The organism is Sphingopyxis sp. YF1 (assembly GCF_022701295.1).
Taxonomy (GTDB): Bacteria; Pseudomonadota; Alphaproteobacteria; order Sphingomonadales; family Sphingomonadaceae; genus Sphingopyxis.
The window spans coordinates 1,547,738-1,572,447 of record NZ_CP033204.1 but is presented as its reverse complement, the minus strand read 5'-3'; the positions used below and the strand labels follow the sequence as shown (position 1 = coordinate 1,572,447).

Below are 24,710 nucleotides of genomic sequence, written 5' to 3'. Positions count from 1 at the left end.
TCGATCCAGAGAACAGCATGTTTGCGGGGATCGAGGATATGGATATTCGGGGCATCAGCGGCGGACGGCTTCGTATCGACCTGGACGCGATCATCCGGAACCACCGGCTGGTCGCAGAGCGGGTTGCGCCTGCCGCGGTCGGCGCGGTGGTCAAGGCCGATGCCTATGGTCTCGGCGCGATCGCGGTGGTCGAGGCGCTGCGCGACGCCGGGTGCCGCCTCTTCTTCGTCGCGCATCTCGGCGAGGCGCTGGACCTGCGCGGGGTGCTGCCTGTCGATGCGCGGCTCGTCGTGCTCAACGGCCTGCCCCCCGGTGCCGAAGCCCTGTGCGCCGGCGCGGACGTCACGCCGGTCCTCAATTCTCCCGAACAGGCACAGCGGTGGGCCGACGCCGCGCAAGCCGCCGGCCGGCGGCTGCCCGCGATCCTCCAGGTCGACAGCGGGATGGGGCGGCTCGGGGTCGCGGCCGCGGACCTTGCGCCGCTGGCCGCGGACACGAAGTTTCGTTCGATGATCGAGCTTGTCATGGTGATGAGCCATCTCGCCTGCGCCGACACGCCCGATCACCCCGCCAATGCCGCGCAGCTGGCCTGTTTCGAAACGGCGGCCGCGCTGTTCCCCGGCGTTCCGCGCGCGCTCGCCAATTCGGGCGGCGCCTTCCTGCCCGCCGGATTTCACACCGACATCGTCCGGGCCGGTATCGCGCTCTACGGCGGCGCCCCGAACCGGAGCGCCCCCAATCCGATGTGGCCGGTGGTCGCGCTCGACGCCCGCGTCATCCAGATCCGGACGATCGCCGCCGGCGGCGGCGTCGGCTATGGTCTCAGCCATCGTTGCGAACGCGACAGCCGCATCGCGACGATCGGTGCGGGCTATGCAGACGGGCTTCCGCGGTCGCTCGGCAATCGCGGTGCGGCCTGGTTCGGCGGCGTACGGCTGCCGATCGTCGGTCGCGTTTCGATGGACAGCATTACGATCGACGTCACCGCGCTGCCCGCGGGCGCCATCGGGCCGGGCGACTGGGTGGAGCTCATCGGTCCGCACCAGCCGGTCGACGCGCTCGCCGACGACGCGGGCACGATCTCCTACGAGATGCTGACCGGGCTCGGCGCGCGCTACGATCGCACCTACCTCCCGGCATCGACGCGCGACCGGGCGGTGGCGGCATGAAGGTCGCGGTTCTCGGCAGCGGCGTCATCGGCGTCGCCTCGGCCTGGTATCTCGCCGAGGAGGGGCACGAGGTGACCGTGATCGACCGCCAGCCCGGCCCGGCGCTCGAAACCAGCTTCGCCAACGCCGGCGAGATATCGCCCGGCTATGCCTCGCCATGGGCCGCGCCGGGCATCCCGCAAAAGGCGATCCGCTGGCTGATGATGCGGCACGCGCCGCTGATTCTCCAGCCGAAGGTCGATGGCGAAATGCTCGGCTGGCTGTTCGCGATGCTGCGCAACTGCACCGGGACGCGTTATGCGATCAACAAGGCGCGGATGGTACGCCTCGCCGAATATAGCCGCGACCGGCTCATGGCGCTGCGCGCCGAAACCGGTATCGCCTATGACGAGCGGATGCAGGGCACGCTGCAATTGTTCCGGACGCAGAAACAGCTCGACGGCATCGCCAAGGATATCGACGTGCTCCGCGCCGGCGGCGTTCCGTTCGAAGTGCTCGACCGCGCCGGATGCGTTGCGGTCGAACCCGGCCTCGCGGCGGCGCAGGACAAAATCGTCGGCGGCCTCCGCCTGCCCGGCGACGAGACCGGCGATTGCTTCAAATTCACCGCGGCGCTCGCCACGATGGCCACCGGGCGCGGCGCCGTCTTCCGCTATGGCGAGAATATCCGTTCGCTGGCGGTCGAAGGCGGCCGTATTGCCGGGATCGAAACCGATCGCGGGCGGATCACCGCCGACCGCTACATTCTCGCGCTCGGCAGCCATTCGGCGGCCATGGTGCGGCCTCTGGGGCTTCGGCTGCCGGTCTATCCGGTCAAGGGCTATTCGATCACCGCCCCGATCGTCGACGCCGCGCGGGCGCCCGAATCGACCCTGATGGACGAAAGCTACAAGATCGCGATCACGCGCCTTGGCGACCGGATTCGCGTCGGCGGGATGGCCGAGATTTCGGGTTACAACAATGCGCTGCCCGAACGCCGCCGCGCGACGCTTGTCCATTCGCTGACCGACCTGTTCCCCGGCGCGGGCGATGTCGGCGCCGCCAGCTATTGGTCGGGCCTGCGCCCGATGACCCCCGACGGGACGCCGGTGATCGGCGCGACGCCGTACGAGAATCTCTATCTCAACACCGGACACGGAACGCTGGGCTGGACGATGGCGTGCGGGTCGGGCCGGCTGATCGCCGATCTCGTCAGCGGCAGGCCAACCGATATCGAGGCTGCCGATCTGTCGATCGCGCGCTATGGCGCGCGCTGACCACTTCACCCAGACGAAAGGATAATCCGATGAGCATCACCCGTATCCAGGCCGGTCCGCGCATGAGCCAGGCCGTCGTGCATGGCGACACCGTCTATCTCGCGGGGCAGGTCGGCGCGCCGGGCGAAAGCGTCACCAGGCAGACGCAGGTCATCCTCGGCCAGATCGAAGCGCTGCTGGCCGAAACCGGTTCGGAAAAAGCCAAGATCCTGTCGGCGACGATCTGGCTCGCGGACATGGCGGACTTCGCCGAAATGAACGCGGTGTGGGACCAATGGATCGACGGTCGCGACGCCCCGGCGCGCGCGACCGGTGAAGCCAGACTGGCAACGCCCGACTACAAGGTCGAAATCATCGTCATCGCCGCGCGCTGACGGGAATATGGCGGAGACCGGAAGACACCGGTTTCCGCCATCGTTCGAACGGCAACGGTTCGGGGGCCTTCAGAAATCTGCCCGATTTAATCCGGATCGCCCTCCACGAACCGCGCCATCGTCCTGCGCAACGCGGGCCCAGGCAACGCCGTGGTCGAACTTCGAACGACACCGTCCCGGCGCGCGTGACAATCACTACGCGCTTACGAGCCGGTCCAATGTGCAACACCCGGCAACAGGGCACCAGCGCTGCGCACGAGCATGTAGGCCGCCACCGTGAAAATCAGGATCGCGAATATCATCGTCAGCCCGCCGCGTGACGAGAGCCGGCGCGCGGCGCGCGTGCCCACCATTCCGCCGAAAACGCCTCCGACAATGAAAATCGCGGCGAGCCTCCAGTCGACGAGGCCCGAGGCCGCGTAGCTCAATGCCGTCGTCAGCCCGAAGGCCGTGACCGCGACGAGACTCGTACCCACCGCGTTGAGGATCGGCATCCGCGTCGATGCGATCAATCCGGGCACGATCAGGAAGCCCCCGCCGATGCCGAAAAAGCCCGAAAAGCCACCGGTGCCGAGCCCGTAGCCCAGCACCGTCGGCGCATTTTGGCGATTGCAGGCGGCGCCCTCGACCCCCGAATTATGTCGCCCGCGCAGCATCAGCGCGCCGACGACGAGCATCAGCAGCGCGAACAGGAAAAGCAGTTTCTGGCCGTCGATCGCCTTGCCGAGTGTCGATCCCGCGAGCGCGCCGACGACACCGCTGCTCGCATAGAGGAAGCCGCAGCGCCACTTTACCGTTCCCGCGCGCGCATGCTGCGCAAGCCCCGATGCGGCGTTCGCGGCGACCGCGAGCGCGCTTGTCCCGATCGCGACGTGCGGGCTCGCCACCCCCACGAGATAGACCATCAACGGAACGGCAAGGATCGATCCTCCGCCGCCGACGAGCCCCAATGTGAAGCCAACGACCCCGCCCGACAGCGCGCCGAGCAGATATTGGACGGTATCGAGCGTCACCCGCCCTCGCCTGCCATCCGCGGCGTCGCAAGCCATTCACGCCCGCGCAGCATGCCATGCCAGTAAACGGGCGGCAGGATCTTCTCCTTGAGCAGCCAGGACAGGCGCGACGGGCGCGTCCCTTCGATCAGCCATTTGGGGAAGGTCGGAAGCAATTTTCCGCCATAGCCGAACTCGGCGAGCACGATCCTGCCGGCTTCGACCGTCAGCGGACAGCTGCCATAGCCGTCATAGGCCGCGACCGGCGGCGCGCCGTCGAGCGCGGCAAGCGCGTTGAGCGCCACCACGGGTGCCTGCTTGCGCGCCGCCGCCGCCGTCTTGGCATTGGTGGTCGCCGCCACATCGCCGAGCGCGAACACATTGTCGTGCACCGGATGGCGGAGCGTCGTCTCGTCGACCGCGACGAAGCCCGAGGGCGCGGCGAGCGGGCTCGCGGCGACAAAATCGGGCGCGACCTGCGGCGGCACGACGTGGATCATGTCGAACCGCTCCTCGACACGGCGCATCTCGTCGCCGCGGCTCTGCTCGAAGATCGCAACCTTCGCGGCGCCGTCGATCGACACGAGCCGCGACTGGAGCTGCAAGTCGATGCCGTAGCGCGCGATATAGGCCTCGAGCGCCGGAACATAGGCGGCGACCCCGAACAGCGCCGGGGTCGCCGCATGGAACTGGACCTCGGCCTTGCCGAGCCGTCCTTCGCGCTCCCAGCGGTGGCACGCGAGATACATCGCCTTTTGCGGCGCCCCGGCGCATTTGATCGGCATCGGCGGCTGGGTGAACAGGGCACGGCCGCCACGGAAACGGCGCACCAGCCGGTCGGTATAAGGCGCGAGGTCGTAGCGGTAGTTCGAGGTCACACCGCCGGTGCCGAGCGCGCCGGAAAGCCCCGGAATCGCCTCCCAGTCGATCTTGAGACCCGGGCAGACGACAAGGACGCGGTAGGACACAGCCCGGCCATCGGCGAGAATGACGCGGTCGTTCACGGGGTCGAAAGCCGCCGCCGCGGCGCGTATCCATTCGGCCCCCGCGGGAATCAGCCCTGCCTCGGCCCGCCGCGTGGCCCCGGGCGTGAAGATGCCGCCGCCGACCATCGTCCAGCCCGGCTGGTAATAATGATCCTCGCTGGGTTCGACGATCGCGAGACGGACGCCCGGGCGCCGCCGGAGAATGCTGGCCGCGGCGGCGATCCCCGCGCTGCCGCCGCCGACCACGACGATATCCCACGCGGATGCATCGCCGTCCTTGCCGAGCGCCGCCGCCATGGCGGCGAGCCGTTCGGACCGCGCGCCCGAACGGCAATAGGCAAGAACGGGCGCCGGAAGCTCGGCGAGCGCGCGCGCCATCGCGGCGGCGTCGCGCTCGCCGATCGTTCCCGGGACCACCGGGATATGGACGAAGCGGAGGCCGTGCGCCGCGGCCGCCGCCGCGATCGAGGACGCCGCGGGCTGGCCCGCCTCCTCGCCGTCGGGACGGTTGCAGACAATCGATCGGACGCCCGAGGCCGCAATAGCGGCGATGTCGGATGGCGCGATCTGCGGCGATACGCGAAGCGTCGCGGTCAGGGTCTTCATGGTCATGGCTTCTCCGTTCGCAAGTGGCACCCGGCCTTCAAAGCCGGTCGACGGGGATTTTGAGATAGACGACGCCGTTGCACTCGGCGGGCGGAAAGCGTCCCGCACGCATGTTGACCTGGACCGACGGCAGGAGCAGCTGCGGCATGGCGAGCCCGGCATCGCGGGCGCGGCGGCGGGCGACGAAGTCTTCCTCCGTAATGCCGTCGCGGGCGTGGACGTTCGCGGTACGCTGCGCGGCCACCGTCGTCTCCCAGGCGTGCTCATTGCGTTCCGCCGTCAGATAGTCGTGGCACATGAAGAGCGGGGTTTCGCCGGGCAGTTCGAGAATGCGGCGCAGCGAGCGAAAGAGCGTGCGGGCGTCGCCGCCGGGGAAATCGGCGCGCGCCGAGCCATAGTCGGGCATGAACATCGTATCGCCGACGAAGACCACGTCGCCGATGACATAGGCGACGCAGGCCGGCGTGTGGCCCGGGACATGGAGCACCGTGACGGGGAGATCGCCGATCGCGAAGCAGTCGCCGTCGGACCAGAGCCGGTCGAAGTCGGAACCGTCGCGGCGGAAGTCGGTCTCGGCGTTGAATATCCCGCCGAACACCGCCTGCACGTCGCGGATATGTTCGCCGATCGCCACCCGACCGCCGACGGCCTCCCGGAGCCATGGCGCCGCCGAGAGATGATCGGCGTGCGCGTGGGTTTCGAGCAGCCAGTCGATCGCGATGCCCTCGCCGCGCACATAGTCGGCGATCGCGCCGGCGGAGCGCGTCGAAGTCCGCCCCGCCGCCGCGTCATAGTCGAGCACGCTGTCGATCACCGCACCGCGCATCGTCGAACGATCATGGACGACATAGCTGATCGTCGAGGTGGCGGGATCGAAAAAGGCGCGAATCGCCGTGGCCCCGCGCTGCACCGCGGCGAGCTGCGCGGTCGCCGCCGCTAGCGCAGCATCGCCGCCTGCGCGGCCCGCGTCCTCGGTCCGCAGGTCCATCGCCTGCGCGGCCGGTTGCGCCGACGGGGAAGATAATATTTCGGCCATGGCAGGCAGCGGCTCCTTTGGGGCAAGGGCCGGCCCGTGTTTCGGCCCGGAAGGTTTACCCTCATCGGCTAAGACGCAGCATGACGAGCGACCCCCACCAGCTTTTTCATTCGTTCGGCCATTTTCCCTCCCGCCGCCGGCGACTGCGCGCCTGTCCCGAGCCCGCGCGTGACCGCCGGCGCTCCGGCCGGCTCCTGGAGATGCCGTGGCGAAGGCGCCCGCGCCGGTTTCAAACCGGGCACGCTGCGGGACGAAGGCTCGGCGCGGGTGGTGCGAGGGAACTCCGCCTCAGTAGAAGCCGAGATTGTCGATTTCGCCCCAGGCACTTGCGCCCGCCACGCGCTGGACGACGACACCGACCTGTACGAGATCGTCGCCGCGCCATGCGGGAACGGGGGCGCCCGCACGCCCCGACCGTGTCGGCACCAGCGCCGTGAAGGGCACGCGCAGTTCGGACCAGCCCTCCTTCGCCTCGACAGGAGCGGTCCATTCGCCCGCGAGCGTGTTGACGACGACGAGGTAGCGGCCCGCACCGCGCATATCGAGGCGAACGCCGGCGAAGCGGCGCGCGTCGACGGCGCGCACCGAACCGCGGCTGAGCGGCACGATAACGCCGCCCTCGGGCAGGTCCTTCAGCGACATCTGCGCAGCGAAGGCGAGCGCGCTGCCTCCGCCGTCCGCATGGGCAACGCGGTTGGTCACCACCTGCGACCGCTCGACCCCGCCATCCATGTCGACAAGCCGCAGCGTGTCGAGGCTGCTGCGGCCATCGGCGCGTTCGAAATCGTCGATCAGCGGCGCCGCAGGTGTCGCGGGCAGCGCCGTCGCGAGATTACCCGCCGGCAGCTTGACGCCGCCGCCGCGCACGAGCTTGCCGTCGACGAACACCCGGTCGATCTTGCGAACATCGCCGATCGCCTCCCATGGCGTGCCATCGATGAGGATAAGGTCGGCGCGCTTGCCCGTCTCGATCGTGCCGCGATCGCCGAGCAGTCCTAGCGCGAGCGCGCTGTTCGAGGTGCCCGCGAGCAGCGCCGCTTTGGGCGTCAGCCCGGCCGCGACGAGCAGTTCCATTTCCTGCAGGGTCGATATCCCATGCTTGGCACCGCCGATCCCGGCATCGGTACCGACCGCGATCGGGACGCCGGCAGCGGCCAGCTTACGGACATTCTCCTCGGCGTAGCCATATTTGCGGATACGCAACCGTGTCGCCGCGTCATCCTTGCGCCCCGGCCCCATCTCGTCGGGCTTCAGCTGGTAAATCGCGAGCGTTGGCGCGTAGAAAGTGCCGGCCTTCCTGATCTCGGCTACCGCCTCGTCGCCGAGCACCCCGTCCTGGATGCTGTGCGCGATCACGTCGACACCCGCCTGCGCCGCAAGCTTGCCACGCTCGACCGTCACCGTGTGAGTGAGGACGCGCTGGCCATGCTTGTGCGCTTCGTCGGCGAGCGCGGCGAGCGTCTCGACATTCATCGAGGTTTCTTCGGGCAATTGGCCGTAGCGCCAGCCGTCGGCAAAGGCCTTGATATAATCGGGCTTGTAGGGCTGTAGCGCCAGCACCTCGCGCCGCGCGCTCTCGGCGGTCGCAACCCATTTGGTGGTGTTGGTGTCGCCCCAGTCGGCGCCATGCCCCCCGGGCGTACTCATCCGCGCGACGAAATTGACGTGCGGCGCATAAAGGTCGGCGAGCCAGGCGCGGCGCGGCGCGAAAGCCTCGGGCTGCTGATGGAAATCATTGACCGTGGTGACCCCGCTGTCGAGATAGGCGTTGGCGATCTGGGGCAACGTGCCCGGCGAACCCGCGGGCGACCAGTGGGTGTGGACGTCGATGAAGCCCGGCAGCAATGCCTTGCCGTCGGCGCGAACGACCGTCGCGCCCGACGGGACCTTCACATCGGCGCCGACCGCCTCGATCCGTCCGCCGCGCACGATCACGGTCCCGCGGAATGGCGCCCTGCCGGTCGCGTCGAAGATCGTCGCCCCGGTGATTGCAACGACGTCGTGGCCTGACTTCGCGAGCACCGACGGGCCTGCCCAGCCCAGTCCGGCGACGATTGCGGTTCCCGCCACGAGCATCTTCCGAAACCTGGCCACGTCGCTCTTCTCCTCAGCTGATTGTCCCTGCATCGCTGTGACGCAGCCGCGGCGGCTTACCCCACCATTGTCGGACTGCGCCCGCCATGTCGCAACAAAATGGGCTTGTCGACCGCATTGCTGCTGCGGAACCTCGCAGCCCTTACGTCTCTGCATCCTGTACGCCCCCCGCCGGGGCGAAGCGGGAACGGGACAGACATGAACAGAGCCTTCGCCTTCATCCTCATCTTCGCCATGGTCGCAGGCATCGCCGCAGGCTGGTTCGTCAACGCGCATTTCCCCGCAGCCAAGGCGGCCGACATTGCCGACAATCTCTCGATCCTCACCGACCTCTTCCTCCGCCTCATCAAGATGATCATCGCGCCGCTCGTCTTTGCGACGCTCGTTGCGGGCATCGCGCATATGGAGGACGCCGCCGCAATCGGCCGCGTCGGCGCGAAGACGATGGGCTGGTTCATCGGCGCGTCGATCGTCTCGCTTTCTATTGGCCTCGTCATGGTTCATCTGCTCCAGCCCGGCGCGGGCCTTGCGCTCGACCTGCCGACGACCGGCGCCGAGGGCGTGGTGGCGACCGGCGACTTTTCGCTCAAACAGTTTGTCACCCACCTCATTCCGCAATCGATCGTCCAGGCCATGGCCGAGAACGAGATCTTGCAGATCGTCGTCTTCTCCGTGCTCGTCGGCTCGGCGGTCGCCGCGATCGACGACAAGGCACCGGCGGTTCTCGCCTTGGTCGAGCAGGTCGCCGCGATCATGCTCAAGGTCACCGGCTATGTGATGAAGACCGCGCCGCTCGCGATCTTCGCCGCGCTCGCCTCGACCGTCGCGACGCAGGGGCCCGGCGTTCTCGTCACCTACGCCGGTTTCGTGAGCGGTTTCTATCTCTCGCTCGGCGTCCTCTGGCTCGTGCTGTTTCTTGCCGCACTGGCAATCATCGGCGCGCGCGCCTTTGGCCTGTTCCGCGGCATTCGCACCCCCGTGCTTCTCGCCTTTTCGACAGCGAGTTCGGAAGCCGCCTATCCCAGAACGATGGAAGAGCTCGAAAAGCAGGGCGTCAACCGCCGCATCGTCTCCTTCGTTCTGCCGCTCGGCTACAGCTTCAACCTCGACGGCTCGATGATGTATTGCACCTTTGCCGTGCTGTTCATCGCGCAGGCCTATGGCATCGACATGAGCATCGGCCAGCAGGTCACGATGCTCCTCCTGCTCATGGTTACGTCCAAGGGCATGGCGGGGGTGCCACGCGCCTCGCTGGTCGTGATTTCGGCGACGCTCGCCTATTTCAAGCTCCCCGAAGCCGGGCTGCTCCTGATCCTCGCGGTCGATCACTTGCTCGACATGGGTCGCTCGGCAACCAACGTCGTCGGCAATTCGGTCGCCGCCGCGGTCATCGACCGCTGGGAAGGCCGGCGCATGGCGGATGGCGATGCCGCCGACGCCCCAACACCCGCCGACCAGCTCCCCTCATACGCAACAAAGGAGTGATCATGTCGCGTATCGAAAGCCGTCTCGCCAGTCTCGGTATCGAGCTCCCCCAGCTCTGTCCGCCGGTCGCCAACTATGTTTCGGCCACGCGAGCAGGCAACATCATCCAGGTTTCGGGACAATTGTCGACCCATGCGGGCGGCGGGATCAAAGGCACGGTCGGGGTCGATTGCAGCATCGCCGACGCGATTGTCGCCGCCCGGCTCTGCGCGATCAATCTCGTCGCCCAGTTCAGGGCCGCCACTGGCGGTGAACTCGACCGGGTCCGCGTCCTGCGGCTTGGCGGCTATGTTCAGGCGGGACCGCAGTTCTTCGACATCCCGACGGTAATGAACGGCTGTTCGGACCTCATCGTCGACGTGTTCGGCGACGCCGGACGGCATGCCCGTTCGGCAATCGGCGTCTACCGCCTGCCCTTCAACTTCGCGGTGGAAGTCGATGCGACGATTGAAATTGTCGATTAAATCGATAGACAATCTCGGTAAGGCTGCTATGGGCTCCCCCACATAAAATTGCCTTGCTGCGCAGACAGTTGAAATTTTCTGCCGATTCCTGATGGGGATTTCAACCGCCGTTGCGTCAGAGCGAATCGAGATGGGCGTCAACGATCCATCCGCTCGCATGGAGGACGACACAGGGTCGACAACTAGGGGACACACGCATGCTTATTGAGAAATTGCCGCTTCACCGGGCCTTGCTGCTCGCATCCTCGTCGCTCTGCCTCGCCGGCGCCGGTCCCGCTTTCGCGCAGGACGGCGCGTCTGCGAGTGGAGCCGCCGCGGGCGATCCGGCCGAGTCCGAAATCGTCGTGACCGGAAGCCGCATCGCCGGTTCGAAAATCACCGAAGCGCTCCCCGTCACCGTGGTCGGCGAAAGCGAGATCGCGGCGACCGCCGCGGTTTCGGGCGACGACCTCTTCCGCTCGATCCCCCAGATGGGTGATGTCTCGTTCAACAGCAGCAACGGCCAGACGAGCAGCAACTTCGCGCGCGGCGACATCGGCTCGGTCGACCTGCGCGGGCTCGGCGTCGGCAATACGCTGGTGCTGCTCAACGGCCGCCGCGTCGTCCAGCATCCCGGCAGCCAGGCGAGCGCCTCGCTCGCCCCCGTCATCACCTATAACACCAACGCGATTCCCGTTTACGGCGTCCAACGCGTCGAAGTGCTGCGCGATGGTGCGGCGGCGCTCTATGGAACCGATGCGGTCGCGGGCGTCGTCAACACCGTGCTGCGCGACAATATCGACGGCGGCAGCCTGTCGCTGCAATATGGCGGCGGTGAGGGCACGGGTCTGCGCGAATTCAACGCCTCCGGCTACCTCGGCAAGGACCTCGCCGAGAATCGCGGCAATATTTCGCTCCTCTTCAACTACACGCGCCGTACCGCACTGACCTCGCAGGATCAGGATTTCACCGCGACCGGCGACCACCGCAACTTCCCCGATTTCGCGGGCACCGTCTTCGCGGGCAACAACGCGCTCGACGACCGCAATACGCTCTCGCCCTGGGGCGATTTCACGACCGGCGTGCGCGTCCGTCGCGGCACCGCCAATATCACGACCAACGCCGGCGTTTTCTCGATCCAGCCGACGGCGAACGGCGGCTGCTCGGCGGCACTCACCGCCGACATCTGCATCGACGACGGTACGCGCGCGACCACCGGTGCCGACCGCAACACGCGCTGGGACGCGCAGGCCAATTATCCGATCTCGATCTCGCCCAAGCTCGACCGCGTCAACCTGTTCGCCAGCGGGCATTACGACCTCAGCGACGGCCTGACCCTGTTCGGCGAGGCCGGCTATTATTACGGCAAGACGCGCAGCGTGCAGGACAGCGTCTTCACCATCGGTTCGATCCGCATGTCGATCCCGGCATCCAATTACTGGAACCCCTTCGGCCCGGTCACCTTCGCGAACGGCAGCGTCAACCCGAACCGGCTCGCCGGAATCGATGCCCCCGCCGCGGGCCTTCCCGTGACGATGACCAATTACCGCTTCACCGACATGGGGCCGACGATCGTCGACGTGACCAATCGCCAGTTCCGCGCGGTGCTCGGTCTGCGCGGCGAGGCGCTCGGCTTCGACTGGGAAACCGCCGCCGTCTATTCGGAGGCGAGCGTGCGCGACGTCCAGGACGGGATCAGCGCCACACTGCTCCAGCAGAATCTCGCGCTTTCGACCCCCGATGCCTATAATCCGTTCAACGGCGGCAACCCCGCCGACCCCACCGGCATCGACACCAACCCGAGCAACCAGGCCGCACTCGACGCGATCCGCATCAAGAGCGTGCGCCGGGGCAAGGCGACGCTCGCGATGTGGGATTTCAAGGCGTCGAAAGCCGACCTCTTCGCGCTTCCGGCCGGCAATGTCGGCATGGCGATCGGCGGCGAAGTGCGCCGCGACACGCAGCTCGACGACCGCGACGAGCGCGTCGACGGGACGATCAAGTGGACCGACACGGTGGCCGGGATCGTTCAGGACAGCGACCTCTTCGGCGTCAGCCCGACCCCCGACACCAAGGGCTCGCGCACCGTCTTCGCGGCCTATGCCGAGTTCGCCGTGCCGCTGATCGCCCCCGAGATGGAAATCCCGCTGATCCGCAGCCTCGAACTCCAGCTCGCCGGGCGTTACGAACATTATTCGGACTTCGGCAGCATCGCGAAGCCCAAGATCGCCGCCGCGTGGGACCTGTTCGAAGGCTGGCGCATCCGCGGTTCGTGGGCGCAGGGCTTTCGCGCTCCCAACCTCGAGCAGACCAATGCTACGGTCATTACGCGAGGCAACACGCGCACCGACTATATCCGCTGCGAGGCCGACCTGCGTGCGGGCCGGATCGCGCGCTTCGGCGACTGTTCGCGCAGTTTCGTGACCACGGGCCGACGCGCCGGCAACCCCGACCTCAAGCCCGAAACCTCGACGACCTTCACCGTCGGCACCGTGCTCCAGCCGCCGGTCTTCAACAGCGGTACCGTCCGCACGACCTTCACGGTCGATTACTGGCAGGTGAAGCAGAAGGGCATCGTCGGAATCTATGGCGAGGGCAATGCTCTCATCAACGACTATCTCCAACGCCTCCAGGGTTCGACCGATCCCAATGTCGTTCGCCTCGCGCCGACCGCGGACGATATCGACCTCTTCGCGGGCACCGGGATCGATCCGGTGGGTCAGGTCCAGTATGTCGACGACATCTATCGCAACCTCGAACCCCAGACGGTGCGCGGCATCGACTTCGGCTTCAATCTCTCGGTGCGCGATACCGGCATCGGCACCTTCGACTTCAGCGCCAACGCCGCCTATCTGCTCAAATATTTCCGCGACGCCTCGCCCGACATCCAGACCCTGCTCGATGCACGCGCGGCGGGAACGATCAACATCGACACGATCATTCCCGAAGGCGGCAGCCTGATCCGCCAGGACGGACTTCCGAAATGGCGCGGTTCGGCCTCGCTCACCTGGAAGCTCGACCAGTTCACCGCGGGTGGTTTCGTGAGCTACACGGGCAGCGTTCTCGACAACGACATCTCGGTGAACGGCGAAAACCTCCTGCTCAAGGCGTACACCACGGGCAATCTCTACCTGCAGTATGATCTGAAGGGCGGGTTCACCGACGGAACCCAGCTTCGGGTCGGGGTGCGCAACATCACCAACGCGCGGCCGCCGCTCGATTCGAGCGCCTTCGGCTATATGGGCTCGCTCTATTCGCCGAACCCCCGCTACTGGTACGCGAGCGTGAAGAAGAATTTCTGACCGCTCTCCCGTCCGGCCGCCGCGCAATCCCGCGCGGCGGCCGGATTGCCGCCCTTCCCATCGTTCCCGCACAAGGTGATTCCGGCGTGACACGACAGCATCCTGAGACATCCTTCCGCCCGCTCCGCCGCCACACGGCGCGGCCCCTGCTTCTCGGCGCGTCGCTGGCGCTGCTCGCCGGCTGTTCGGCGGCCGCCTCATCGGCGCGGCCATCCGACACGCCGCCCGCTCCGCAGCCGACCGCAGCCCCCGCGCCCGTGTCTTTCGCGAGCACGTACCAGCCGCGCCCCGCGGCCGACACCGCGATCGTCGGCGCCTCGATCCTCACCGGGACGGGAACGCGGATCGACAACGGGACCGTGCTGATGGCGGCCGGCAAGATCGTCGCAGTCGGCCCCGACATCGCGGCCCCCGATGGCGCGCGCATCATCGACGGCCGCGGCAAATGGGTCACGCCCGGGATTATCGACGCGCATTCGCATCTCGGCGTCTTCGCGGCGCCCGGCGTTCAGGGGCATGCCGACGGCAACGAGAATATCGATCCCTACACCGCGCATGTCTGGGCCGAGCATTCGGTATGGCCGCAGGATCCCGTCTTCACCAAGGCGCGCGCCGGCGGCGTGACCAGCCTGCTTATCCTCCCCGGTTCGGCCAATCTTTTCGGCGGGCGCGGGGTGAGCGTGAAGAATGTCCCCGCGGTCACCGTCCAGCAGATGAAGTTTCCCGGCGCGCCCTACACCCTCAAGATGGCTTGCGGTGAAAATCCGAAGGGTCGCTACGGCAGCCGCGGCCGCGCGCCGGCGACGCGGATGGGCGAAGTCGCGGGCTTTCGCCGCGCATGGATCGACGCCGCCGAATATGGCCGCAAGATCGATGCCTATGAGAAAAAGCGCGCGCGGGGCGAGGCGGCCGAGGCACCCAAGCGCGACCTTGGGCTCGAAACGCTCGCGGGCGTGCTGAAGGGCGACATCCTCGTCCAGAACCATTGTTACCGCGCCGACGAGATGGCGGTGATGCTCGATGTCGGCCACGAGTTCGGTTACAAGACGCGCGCCTTCCACCATGCTGTCGAGGCGTACAAGATCGCCGACCTGCTCGTCGCCGACGATGTCTGCGTTGCGACCTGGGCGACGCGCTGGGGCTTCAAGATGGAGGCCTATGACGCGATCGAGGAAAACGCCGCGATCCTGAGCAAGGCGGGGGTCTGCGTCGCGATCCATTCGGACGAACAGCGTCTGATCCAGCGCCTCAACGTCGAGAGCGCGGTCGCGATCGCCGCCGGACGCCGCGCGGGCATCGACATCCCGCAGGAAGAGGCGATCAAGTGGATCACCATCAATCCCGCGAAGATCATGGGAATCGCCGACAGGACCGGCTCGCTCGAGCCCGGCAAGATGGCCGACGTCGTGCTGTGGAGCAAAAATCCGTTCAGCGTCTATGCGATCGCCGAAAAGGTTTTCATCGACGGCGCGCTCGTCCTCGACACGAGCGATCCCGCCACCCGCTACAGGAGCGACTTCGAAATCGGCCAGCCGGTCGGGGAGGAATGAGATGACACACCGCTTTCCGGCGAGCGCCGCCCTCGCCCTGATCCTCGCCGCGACCACCGCCGCCTCGCCCGCCGCTGCGCAATCCTTTGCGATCACCAACGCCCATCTCGTCACCCCCGGCCCGGTCGGCGAGGTCGAGAATGGGACCGTCGTCGTGCGCGACGGCCGCATCGTCGCGGCCGGCAGCAGCGTCGCGGTCCCTGCAGGGCTCCGCACGATCGACGCCAAGGGCGCCACCGTCACGCCGGGCCTCATCGCGGTGAACACCGCGCTCGGGCTCGTCGAGGTCAATTCGGTCGGCGGTTCGGTCGACAACAGAACGAAGAATTCGGGGATCAGTGCGTCCTTCGACGTCCAGTACGGCCTCAACCCCGCCTCGACGCTCATCCCGATCGCGCGCCTCGGCGGCGTCACCCATGCCGTCGTGATGCCCGACTATGATGACAGCGACCAGGAACGCGAACTGCCGTTCGCAGGCAAGGCTGCGATGATCTCGCTCGGCGAGGGCGCGAACATCCTCCAGCGTCCCGGCGTCGGCATGATGCTCGAACTCGGCGAGGACGGCGCCGCGCGCATCGGCGGCTCGCGCGCCACCGAATTCGTCCAGCTGCGCCAGATCTTCGATCTCGTGCGCCAGCCACCGCGCGACGAATATCCCTTCGAGCTCTCGCAGGCCGACATCGCAGCGCTGAAACCCGTGCTCGCGGGTACGATGCCGCTCATCGTCGTCGTCCACCGCGCCGCCGACATCCGGCAGGTGCTGACCCTGGCGCGCGAGTACCGGCTGAGAATCATCCTCAGCGGCGCCGAGGAAGCCTGGCGCGTCGCGGACGAGATCGCCGCGGCGAAGGTTCCCGTCCTCATCAACCCTACCTCGAACATCCCGTCGAACTTCGACATGCTCGGAGCGTCGCTGCGGAATGCCGCGATCCTGAAGGCAGCGGGCGTCGAGATCGCGATCGGCGGCAATGACGCCGGGCACCGCGTACGCGAGATGCGCTACAATGCGGGGCTCGCGGTATCGCGCGGCCTTCCCTACGCCGCGGGCATCGAGGCGCTCACGCTCGCCCCTGCGCGCATCTTCGGCGTTGCCGACCAGATGGGTTCGATTGCACCGGGCAAGGCGGCCGACATCGTGATCTGGGACGGCGATCCGCTCGAGCCGCTCACCCAGCCGACCGCCATCTTCATCGCGGGCCAGGAACAACCGCTGACCTCGCGCGCCACCGAGCTCGGCAAGCGATACGCACGCTGACCTCCCGCGCCGCGGCCGTCCTTGCGAAGGATCAGGACGGCCGCGCCGTGAGCGGCAGCGCCGTGGTGAACTTGATTTCTTCCATCGAAAAGGCCGAACTTACGTCGGTCAGGCGGATCGAACGGATGATGCGCCGATAGACCGCGTCATAGGCGGCCATATTCTCGACCCTCAGCTTGAGCAGATAGTCGACGTCGCCGGTCATGCGATAGAATTCGACGACCTCGGGAATGTCACGGATCGCCGAGTTCAGCATTTCGAGCCAGGCCTCGCTATGCTCGGACGCGCGCAGGCTCACGAAAACCGTCAGATCGAGCCCCAGCGCGCTCGCGTCGAGGATCGTAACCCGGCGCGAGATCACGCCGCTCTCCTCGAGCCGCTTGATCCGCCGCCAGCACGCATTCTGCGACATATTGGCCTTGGCCGCGACGGCCGCGACCGACAGCGTGGCATCCTCCTGAAGAAACCCCAATATCCGGACATCAGCGTCGTCGAGTGAAACGCGGGTCATGTCTATCCTCCTCCATTGTCCCGGACACCGGCTGCGTCCGCTGCAAGAGCCGGCTGAGCCGCCATCGTTCTTTCGTCTGTCATTTCCTCGCCACCGAGCGCATCGGCTTCACGACGCGCCGGCCCCATCCGTGCGATCGCGGTCGTCGCAGCGACGTCCATCGTCACATTGCCGACGGTCCGCACGAGATCGGGAATCATCTCGACCGCGATGAGCAGCGCGAGAGGCTCGATCGGAATACCCATCGCGACGCAGATCGGCGCGATCGATGTCAGGAAGCTCACCTGCCCGGGAAGGCTCACCGACCCGATCGTCGTGATCGCCGCAACCGCCGCACCGGCCGCGATCGCCGAGGGGGCGAGCGGCAGGCCGAGCCAGTGCGCGACATAGATGGCGACCGCGAGGTTCATAGCCGGGCTCGTTACCCGAAAGATCGCGACCGCGACCGGCAGGGACACGCGCGCGACCGAGGGGGCGACCCCGAGATCGGCCGAAGCCTTCAGCATCGGCGGCAGCGACGCGAGCGACGACTGGGTGCTCAGCGCGACCGCCTGCGCGGGCGCCACCGCCTTCGCAAAGGCCAGAAGCCGCACGCGGCCACCGAAGACCGCAACCGGATAGGCGAGCGCCCATGCGGCAAGGCCGGCGCTCGAAACGATCACGACATAATGAGCGAGCGCACCGATCGCCGACGTCCCTGCCCGCGCGCCGACACCGAAGGCCAGTGCAAGCACGCCGATCGGCGCGAGCGCGAGCACCCAGCCGACGATGAGCAGGACAGCGCTCGCGATCGTGTCGAAGAAGGCAGTCACCGGCTCGCGCTGCGCGGCGGGAAGCCGCGCGAGCGCGACCGCGAAAACCGCCGTGAAGAGAATGAGTGGCAGCAACGCATCGTTCGCTGCGGCGGCAATCGGGTTGGTGGGTACGATCGAGCGCAGGAAGGCGCCGATCCCCACCGCCGGTGCGGGGTCATGATGTCCGGTAGAGAGGCTCGCCGCAAGCGCGCGCGCGGCATCGGCAGGCATGGGAAAGAGGGCCAGCAGCGCGGGAACGAGGACCGCGGCCATCGCCGTAGAAATCCAGAGCAGCGCGATGAAGGTGATCACCGAACGCATCGCGACCCGATCGCCGCGCGCACTGTCGACGGTCTTCGCGATCCCGGTGATCAGAAGCGAGACGACAAGCGGAATGATCGTCATCCTGAGGCCATCGAGCCAGACGCCGCCGATGCTGTCGGATATGGCGACGGCCTGGTCCAGACCTCCGAGCCTCAGCAAACTCGATCCCACGCCCAGCGCCAGCCCGGCGATCAGCGCCGACAATATGAACCAGGTTCTCGCCATGCGACCACTCCTCCTGCCTCCCCGACACAGGAGGCCCCTGGGCTTTGACGCGTCGCACGCCGAATACCCCATCGCCCAAAGCGCGATTTCGCGAGGAAGTTTTCCGCCCTGGAGCCGATTGCCGCCTTCCAAGGCGATTTGGGACAAATGATTCGACCGAACTGACGACCCTTGTTCCATATTTAGATCATTTGATCGGCTAAATAGCATATTTTAAGTTCAAACATCCCAATTTTTGATGAAAAAGCTTCAAAGTCGGTGATGAAATCACCCGGGGACTCATGTCATAAAATGTCGCCACAAGGGGACACACGATGACATTCAGCGCCTATGGGGCAGATTATGGGAATGAAAACGTCGTGGCCGACGATGCCTGGCCGACGCTCGAAATGTCCGCGCCGCCGAGGGACAAGCAATCGATTGCGCCCATCGCGACGTCGGGCGAGCCCGCCCCCGATCTCGTGAAAACCTTCTGGCCCCACCTCCCTCTCCTCAGAAAATATCTCCGTCGCCGCGTACCGGTCGCGGACCTCGACGACATCCTGCAGGATGTCCTCCTCAGCATCGTCCGCCGCGCCGATGCCGCTGCGGTTACCCATCCCAAATGCTATCTCTTCCAGGCGGCGCAGGCGGCACTCGTCGACCGCCATCGTCGGCAGACGACACGCCGCGCCGACAGCCATTGCCAGCTCGACGAGCCCGACCATCCGGTCGACGAGCTTTCACCGCTGCGCATCCTGCTCGCAAAGGACGAGGTGCGCGCGGTCGAAGCGACGCTCGGACGGCTTCCCGAGCGCACACAGGAAATCCTTGTCGCGATGCGCGTCGAGGGATCGAGCCTCAAAAGCCTCGCAAACCACTACAACGTCTCGACGAGCGCGATCGAAAAGCATGTGACGAAGGCAGCCAAGGCGCTGTCGGCCGTCCGCCGCAGCAATCTCGTCGCCGCGAGGCGCAACGCCGCATCTCCGCAGCGGCAGAAACTCCTCTCCGGTTCCATATAAGAAAGAGACCATAATGACGCCTTGCAGCACGGTTCACGAGCAGACGCGGCTCATCCACGGCGACACGCCGTGCGACGCGCTCCAGCGGACGCCGGGTCCGCCCATACAGCGCGGCTCGACGGTGCTGCTTCCGACCTGCGAGGCGCTCTACGACGGCGGCAAGGTGACCTACGGCCGCGTCGGCCTCTCGACCCAGCGCATCCTGCGCGACGCGCTGCGCGATCTTGAACATGCCGACGAGGCCTTCATCTACCCGTCGGGCCTCACCGCGATCACCGGCACGTTGCTTGCCCTCCTTTCGGCAGGCGACGAGGTTCTCGCGTGCGATACTGTCTACAACCCGACGCGCCGCTTTCTTGTCGGCACCCTCGCCCGCTACGGCGTGACCGCGCGCTATTTCGATCCCGCCGACAGCGCCGAAACGATCCGTTCGATGATCACCCCGGCAACACGCGTGATCTTCCTCGAATCGCCGGGCTCACTCTCGTTCGAGATGCAGGATATTCCTGCGATCGCCGCGATGGCGAGGGAAGCCGGCGTCATGACCGTCATCGACAATACCTGGGCGGCGGGCGTCCTCTTCAAGCCGCTCGACCATGGTGTCGACGTCAGCATCCAGTCGCTCACGAAATATGTCTGCGGCCATTCGGATGTCTTCATGGGGCTCGCCGCCGCAAAGGGTGTCGCAGCCGAGATGCTGGCGAGTTCGAACTATGAGGTCGGCTGGGCGGTTTCACCCGACGACGCCTATATGGCGATCCGCGGCCTCAGGACGCTCCGCACACGGCTCGCACAGCATGGCGCGGCCGCGCTCGAGGTCGCCGAATGGCTCGCGGTTCAGCCGGAGGTGCACTCGGTCATGTGTCCGGCGCTGCCGTCCGATCCCGGCCATGCGATCTGGAAGCGCGACTTCACGGGCATCTGCGGTCTGATCGGGGCGGTGCTCGAACCTGCCTCCGATGCCGCCGTCGCGGCCATGGTCGAACGGCTTGAACTCTTCGGTCTCGGTTTCAGCTGGGGTGGCTATGAAAGTCTCGCGATCCCGGTCGATCCGCAGCTCAAGGCGCGCACCCACAAGCAAAGCTATCCCGGCCCCTTGCTAAGATTGCACGTCGGGCTCGAAAGGGTGGATGACCTCATCGCCGATTTGCGGCAAGGGCTCGACACCCTTTCGCAGGACACAGCGGCATCGCAGCCCAGATTGCGCGCCGCGGGATAAGCGCCGGGAACGGCGAAAACCAAAATACGGCAAATTCACCAGGGGGAACGAATTTCCGTGTTCAGGAGCAAGACCATGAAAACATATAGCAGACTGCTGATCGGGGCATCATGCATCGCCGGCGCCGTGTCGGTGCCCGCATTCGCGCAGGACGCCGCCACCGCCGATGCAGGCGATTCGGCGGCGCAATCCGACATCATCGTCACCGGCACGCGCGGCCAGGCGCGTACCGTCATTTCGAGTCCGACCCCGATCGACGTGATCGGCGGCGAGGATATCGAGAAGCTGGGTGGCGGCATGCAGTTGCGCGACGCGCTCACCCAACTCGTGCCGTCCTTCCAGTCGACGACGGTCGGCAGCTCGTCGTTCAACAGCCTGACGCGCCCCGCGGGCCTGCGCGGCCTGTCGGGCGTCCATGTCCTCGTGCTCGTCAACGGCAAGCGCCGCCACAACAGCTCGATCATCGACTTCAACTCGGGCGCCACCTCGCAGGGCGGCAATCCGGTCGATCTCGACCTGATTCCGTCGAGTGCGATCGAACGCATCGAAGTGCTGCGCGACGGCGCCTCGGCGCAATATGGCTCCGACGCGATCGCCGGCGTCATCAACGTCATCCTCAAGACCAACGACAGCGGCGGCCGCGCAACGATCGAGGCTGGCCAGCGCTATGGCCGCGACGGCAGCGGCAGCGATGGCGAGACCATTTCGGGCAGCGTGTCCCACGGCTTCGCGCTCGGCGACGGCGGCTCGTTCACCCTCTCGGTCGAGGGCAAGAAGGCCAATGCCGCGGTCCGTAACAGCGATGTGACGGGCCGCCTCTATGCGCTCCTCCCGGGCGGCGCGCAGGATCCGCGCGAATTGACCGCCAATCGCCGCACCTATCTTGGCGGGCTACCCGAGGTCACAGACGTGAAGGTCGCACAGACGCTCGTCCTGCCGCTCGGCAACGTCACCTTCTATTCGGACGGCACCTTCGGCTATCGCGACGCGCGCGTCGGTCAGGCCGGTCGCCGTCCGAGCAGCAACCAGAATATTCTCGAAATCTATCCCGACGGCTTCTCGCCCTTCTACACGCTGCAGGAGACCGACTTCCAGCTGACCGGCGGCCTGCGCGGCGACGCGGGCGGCTGGAACATCGACCTCAGCAGCACCTATGGCCGCAACCATGCCAAGAACGGGGCCGAAAATACGCTCAACGCCTCGCTCGGCCCCTCGAGCCCGACCGAGTTCAAGACCTTCAGCTCGGCCTTCGATCAGTGGACGAACAATCTCGACCTCACGCGCCGCGTCGACCTCGGGGGCGATATGGCGCTCCAGGTCTCGATGGGTGCCGAATATCGGTATGAATCCTATGTGACCAAGCCGCTCGATGTCGACAGTTACCGGAGCGGCGGCTATTTCTATCCGAGCGGTGAATTCGCCGGGAAGCCCGCGCAGGTCGGCGCGCAAGGCGCAATCGTCGTCACCCCGGAAGACGCCGCGGACGTGAACCGCAACGTCTGGGCGGGCTATGTCGACCTCGCGCTCGATGTCAGCCCGCGCTTCCTCGTCACCGCCGCAGGCCGCTTCGAGCATTTCGACGACAGCTCGGGCAGCGTCTTCAGCGGCAAGGTCAGCGCGCGCTATGAACTGACCGACTGGCTCGCCTTCCGCGGTGCGTTCAGCAACGGCTTCCGCGCGCCGTCGCTGGCGCAGCAGGATTTTGCGCAGACCTCGACCTCGATCAACCTCGTCGACAACGCCTATATCCCCGTGCTCACCAAGATCGTGAAAACGAACTCGGCGGTCGCGCAGGCACTGGGTGCGCAGCCGCTCAAGCCCGAGAAGTCGAAGAACTACAGCCTCGGTTTCACGCTGACACCGACGGCGGGCCTATCGCTTTCGGTCGATGCCTACCAGATCGACCTCGACAACCGGATCACCCTCACCGGCCTTCTCTCGGGGCCCGGCATCCGCAATATCCTGCTCACGAACGGCTTCTCGGGCGACCAGTCGGTCCGCTTCTTCACCAACGCCGTCGACACCCGCACCCGCGGCATCGACGTCGTCGGAACCTATGCGTTCGATGTCGGCAGCGTCGGGCGCCTGCGCACGAGCGTCGGTTTCAACTACAACGACACCGACATTCGCGAGATCGCCGCCAACCCGCCCGAACTCGCCGGACTCAGCCTGACGCTGTTCGACCGCCGCACGCAGGGCTGGTTCACCGAGGGGCCGAAAACCAAGCTGATCCTCGGCGCCAGCTTCGAATCTGGACCATTCGCCCTCAGCCTCAAGGAAACCCGGTACGACAGTTTCCGTTCGCTCGACAATGCGGCCAAGAACGACCAGAGTTTCGGCGCAAAGTGGATCACCGATCTTGAGCTATCCTACGGGATTACAGAGAAATTGCGGGTCGCGGCGGGCGCCTATAACATCTTCGACGTCTATCCCGACCGCACGACCGTGACCAACACCATCGGGCTCGCGCCCTATGGCGCCGGGCCGTTCGGCCAGTATGGCGGCTATTATTATGGCCGGATCGCGGTCGAATTCTGATCCCGGCCAGCCAAGGGAGTCCGCGTCATGCACGATGAACTGATGCGCCCCCTGGCCTGGGTCGCCCTCTCGCTCGGCGTTGCCGGCGTCGGGGCGACCCAGCCCCCCTCCCCCGCCTTTTCGCCAGTCCAGCCGGGGGATTTCACACACCCCGGATCGCTCTCGAACAGCTGGGCCGATTTCGACCGCGACGGTGACCTCGACCTTGCCGTCTCGCTCGCAAGCGGCGAGATTCGTCTCTACCGCAACGATCGCGGCACCTTCAGCAGCATCGGCGCCGCGACGGGCCTCCCCGTCTCGGGCGCCGAAATGCGCGGCCTTGCCTGGGGCGATTATGACGGCGACGGCTGGCCCGACCTCTACGCCGGCGCCACGAAAGAGAATGCTGCCAACCTGCTCCTCCGCAACGACCGCGGTCGCCGCTTCATTCCGCAAGCCGCCGCACCGGTCGCGGCCGGGCGATCCGCGCGTCAGTCGAGCTGGGTCGATTTCGACAATGACGGCGACCTCGATCTCTTCGCGGCCAACCGGAGCGGTCCCAATGCGCTGTCTCGTCAGGACGCGAACAGCCTCGTGCGCGTCGGCGCCGAACGGGCCGGCGACGATCCGCGGCCGACCGTCGGCGCCTGCTGGTTCGACTACGACCGCGATGGCGACCTCGACCTCTTTCTCGCCAACCAGTCGGGCGCAACCGACGCGCTCTGGCGCAACGACGGCGACCGCTTCACCGACGTCGCGCCGGCGCTCGGCATCGATCGTCCGGGCCGCCCGCGTACCGAAGGGAGCGTCGGCTGCGCGGTCGGCGACTATAACAATGACGGCGAACTCGACCTGTTCGTCGCGAGCTACGGCGCCAACACCCTCTACCGCAACAAGGGCGCCGGCAGTTTCGAGGATGTCGCGCCGCTCTTGGGCCTCGCCGAAGCCAATCATGCCGTTGGCGCGGCATGGGCCGATTTCGACAATGACGGATGGCTCGACCTCTTCGTCGCCGCCTACACCGGCAGATCGGGCGCGCAGCAGCCCGCGAACCGCCTCTTCCGCAATCTCGGCGGCAAGGGGTTCGCCAATGTCCTGCCGCCCGGTTCCACGCTCGACGTCGCCGATCACGGCGTCCAGTGGATCGATTATGACCGCGACGGTGCGCTCGATCTCTCGGTGACGCGCGGCTACACCGACACCGGCGGCCATTTCCTCTTCCACAACGACCTCGACCAGGCGGCCGCGCGGCGCAGCCTTGCCGTGCGCGTCCTCGACAAGGCGGGACGGTTCACGCGCATGGGCGCCGAAGTGCGTCTCACCGACGCCGCCGGAGCGGTCCTCGCCACGCGTCAGGTGTCGACCGGCGAAGGCTATAATTCGCAGGGGACACAGCCCGTCCATTTCGGCCTCGCGACGATGGCGCCGGTGACTGTCGAAGTGACGTTCATGGGCAAGCAGGGCCGCAAGACGCAGCGGATCGAGCGGGTGGCACCCGCGCGCTACGCCGGCAAGGAACTCGTCGTCCGCGAACACTGACCGATCCGCCGCGCGCCACTCCCCGACCG

Annotated in this window: 18 protein-coding genes; 12 read left to right on the top strand and 6 right to left on the bottom strand. The window is 66.7% G+C overall.

Going from position 1 to position 24,710, the window contains the following annotated elements; genetic code table 11:
- The first annotated feature begins 38 nt into the window (after positions 1-38).
- Genes alr through EAO27_RS07635 form a run of 3 tightly spaced genes read left to right on the top strand, consistent with a single transcriptional unit; the run spans position 39 to position 2,799 of the window.
- Positions 39-1,169, top strand: coding sequence for an alanine racemase (alr, locus tag EAO27_RS07645; RefSeq protein ID WP_242779144.1), 1,131 nt, complete (start codon positions 39-41; stop codon positions 1,167-1,169).
- The gene (locus EAO27_RS07640) at positions 1,166-2,425 is read left to right on the top strand and encodes a D-amino acid dehydrogenase (RefSeq protein ID WP_242779141.1); all 1,260 of its coding nucleotides are present in this window, start codon (positions 1,166-1,168) and stop codon (positions 2,423-2,425) included. Before alr ends, EAO27_RS07640 begins: the two co-directional genes overlap by 4 nt.
- Before the next feature lie 29 nt (positions 2,426-2,454).
- Complete coding sequence (locus EAO27_RS07635) at positions 2,455-2,799, top strand: RidA family protein (RefSeq protein WP_242779138.1); 345 nt, start codon at positions 2,455-2,457, stop codon at positions 2,797-2,799.
- Positions 2,800-3,002: 203 nt separating this feature from the next.
- Here EAO27_RS07635 and EAO27_RS07630 read toward each other — a convergent pair whose 3' ends face one another.
- The 4 genes from EAO27_RS07630 to EAO27_RS07615 form a co-directional block, all read right to left on the bottom strand.
- Positions 3,003-3,812 carry a sulfite exporter TauE/SafE family protein gene (locus EAO27_RS07630; protein ID WP_242779135.1) on the bottom strand — a complete coding sequence of 270 codons (810 nt, stop codon included), beginning with the start codon at positions 3,810-3,812 and terminating at the stop codon, positions 3,003-3,005.
- On the bottom strand, positions 3,809-5,389 hold the full coding sequence (locus EAO27_RS07625; protein WP_242779130.1) for a bifunctional protein tyrosine phosphatase family protein/NAD(P)/FAD-dependent oxidoreductase: 1,581 nt from the start codon (positions 5,387-5,389) through the stop codon (positions 3,809-3,811). The genes EAO27_RS07630 and EAO27_RS07625 overlap by 4 nt, the downstream gene beginning before the upstream one ends.
- A gap of 31 nt (positions 5,390-5,420) precedes the next feature.
- Positions 5,421-6,371: an MBL fold metallo-hydrolase gene (locus tag EAO27_RS07620; protein ID WP_242780491.1), complete on the bottom strand. Its 951-nt coding sequence runs from the start codon at positions 6,369-6,371 to the stop codon at positions 5,421-5,423.
- Between the two features lie 336 nt (positions 6,372-6,707).
- Entirely contained in the window at positions 6,708-8,513 is a 1,806-nt protein-coding gene (locus tag EAO27_RS07615) for a CIA30 family protein (protein ID WP_242779127.1), read from the bottom strand.
- Between the two features lie 198 nt (positions 8,514-8,711).
- Here EAO27_RS07615 and EAO27_RS07610 point away from each other — a divergent pair, with 198 nt between their 5' ends.
- From EAO27_RS07610 to EAO27_RS07590, 5 genes are all read left to right on the top strand, one after another.
- Positions 8,712-9,998, top strand: a complete 1,287-nt coding sequence (locus tag EAO27_RS07610) for a dicarboxylate/amino acid:cation symporter (RefSeq protein ID WP_242779124.1) — start codon at positions 8,712-8,714, stop codon at positions 9,996-9,998.
- Between the two features lie 2 nt (positions 9,999-10,000).
- The gene (locus EAO27_RS07605) at positions 10,001-10,462 is read left to right on the top strand and encodes a RidA family protein (RefSeq protein ID WP_242779121.1); all 462 of its coding nucleotides are present in this window, start codon (positions 10,001-10,003) and stop codon (positions 10,460-10,462) included.
- 197 nt (positions 10,463-10,659) lie between these two features.
- On the top strand, positions 10,660-13,743 hold the full coding sequence (locus EAO27_RS07600; RefSeq protein ID WP_242779118.1) for a TonB-dependent receptor: 3,084 nt from the start codon (positions 10,660-10,662) through the stop codon (positions 13,741-13,743).
- Between the two features lie 86 nt (positions 13,744-13,829).
- Positions 13,830-15,293: an amidohydrolase gene (locus EAO27_RS07595; RefSeq protein WP_242779115.1), complete on the top strand. Its 1,464-nt coding sequence runs from the start codon at positions 13,830-13,832 to the stop codon at positions 15,291-15,293.
- Position 15,294: 1 nt separating this feature from the next.
- Positions 15,295-16,548, top strand: coding sequence for an amidohydrolase family protein (locus tag EAO27_RS07590; RefSeq protein WP_242779112.1), 1,254 nt, complete (start codon positions 15,295-15,297; stop codon positions 16,546-16,548).
- 31 nt (positions 16,549-16,579) lie between these two features.
- Here the strand turns inward: EAO27_RS07590 and EAO27_RS07585 are convergent, their stop codons facing one another.
- Both EAO27_RS07585 and EAO27_RS07580 read right to left on the bottom strand, forming a co-directional pair.
- Positions 16,580-17,059, bottom strand: coding sequence for an Lrp/AsnC family transcriptional regulator (locus EAO27_RS07585; RefSeq protein WP_037512420.1), 480 nt, complete (start codon positions 17,057-17,059; stop codon positions 16,580-16,582).
- A 2-nt stretch (positions 17,060-17,061) separates the two neighbouring features.
- On the bottom strand, positions 17,062-18,402 hold the full coding sequence (locus EAO27_RS07580) for a cation:dicarboxylase symporter family transporter (RefSeq protein ID WP_242779071.1): 1,341 nt from the start codon (positions 18,400-18,402) through the stop codon (positions 17,062-17,064).
- 314 nt (positions 18,403-18,716) lie between these two features.
- On the opposite strand from EAO27_RS07580, the gene EAO27_RS07575 reads away from it, so the two are divergent.
- The 4 genes from EAO27_RS07575 to EAO27_RS07560 all read left to right on the top strand — a co-directional run bounded on the left by EAO27_RS07575 (position 18,717) and on the right by EAO27_RS07560 (position 24,681).
- Complete coding sequence (locus EAO27_RS07575; RefSeq protein ID WP_242779069.1) at positions 18,717-19,406, top strand: RNA polymerase sigma factor; 690 nt, start codon at positions 18,717-18,719, stop codon at positions 19,404-19,406.
- 13 nt (positions 19,407-19,419) lie between these two features.
- Positions 19,420-20,625 carry a cystathionine beta-lyase gene (metC, locus tag EAO27_RS07570; RefSeq protein WP_242779066.1) on the top strand — a complete coding sequence of 402 codons (1,206 nt, stop codon included), beginning with the start codon at positions 19,420-19,422 and terminating at the stop codon, positions 20,623-20,625.
- A gap of 75 nt (positions 20,626-20,700) precedes the next feature.
- Positions 20,701-23,163 carry a TonB-dependent receptor gene (locus tag EAO27_RS07565; protein WP_242779063.1) on the top strand — a complete coding sequence of 821 codons (2,463 nt, stop codon included), beginning with the start codon at positions 20,701-20,703 and terminating at the stop codon, positions 23,161-23,163.
- A gap of 27 nt (positions 23,164-23,190) precedes the next feature.
- The gene (locus EAO27_RS07560; RefSeq protein WP_242779060.1) at positions 23,191-24,681 is read left to right on the top strand and encodes a VCBS repeat-containing protein; all 1,491 of its coding nucleotides are present in this window, start codon (positions 23,191-23,193) and stop codon (positions 24,679-24,681) included.
- Positions 24,682-24,710: the final 29 nt, after the last annotated feature.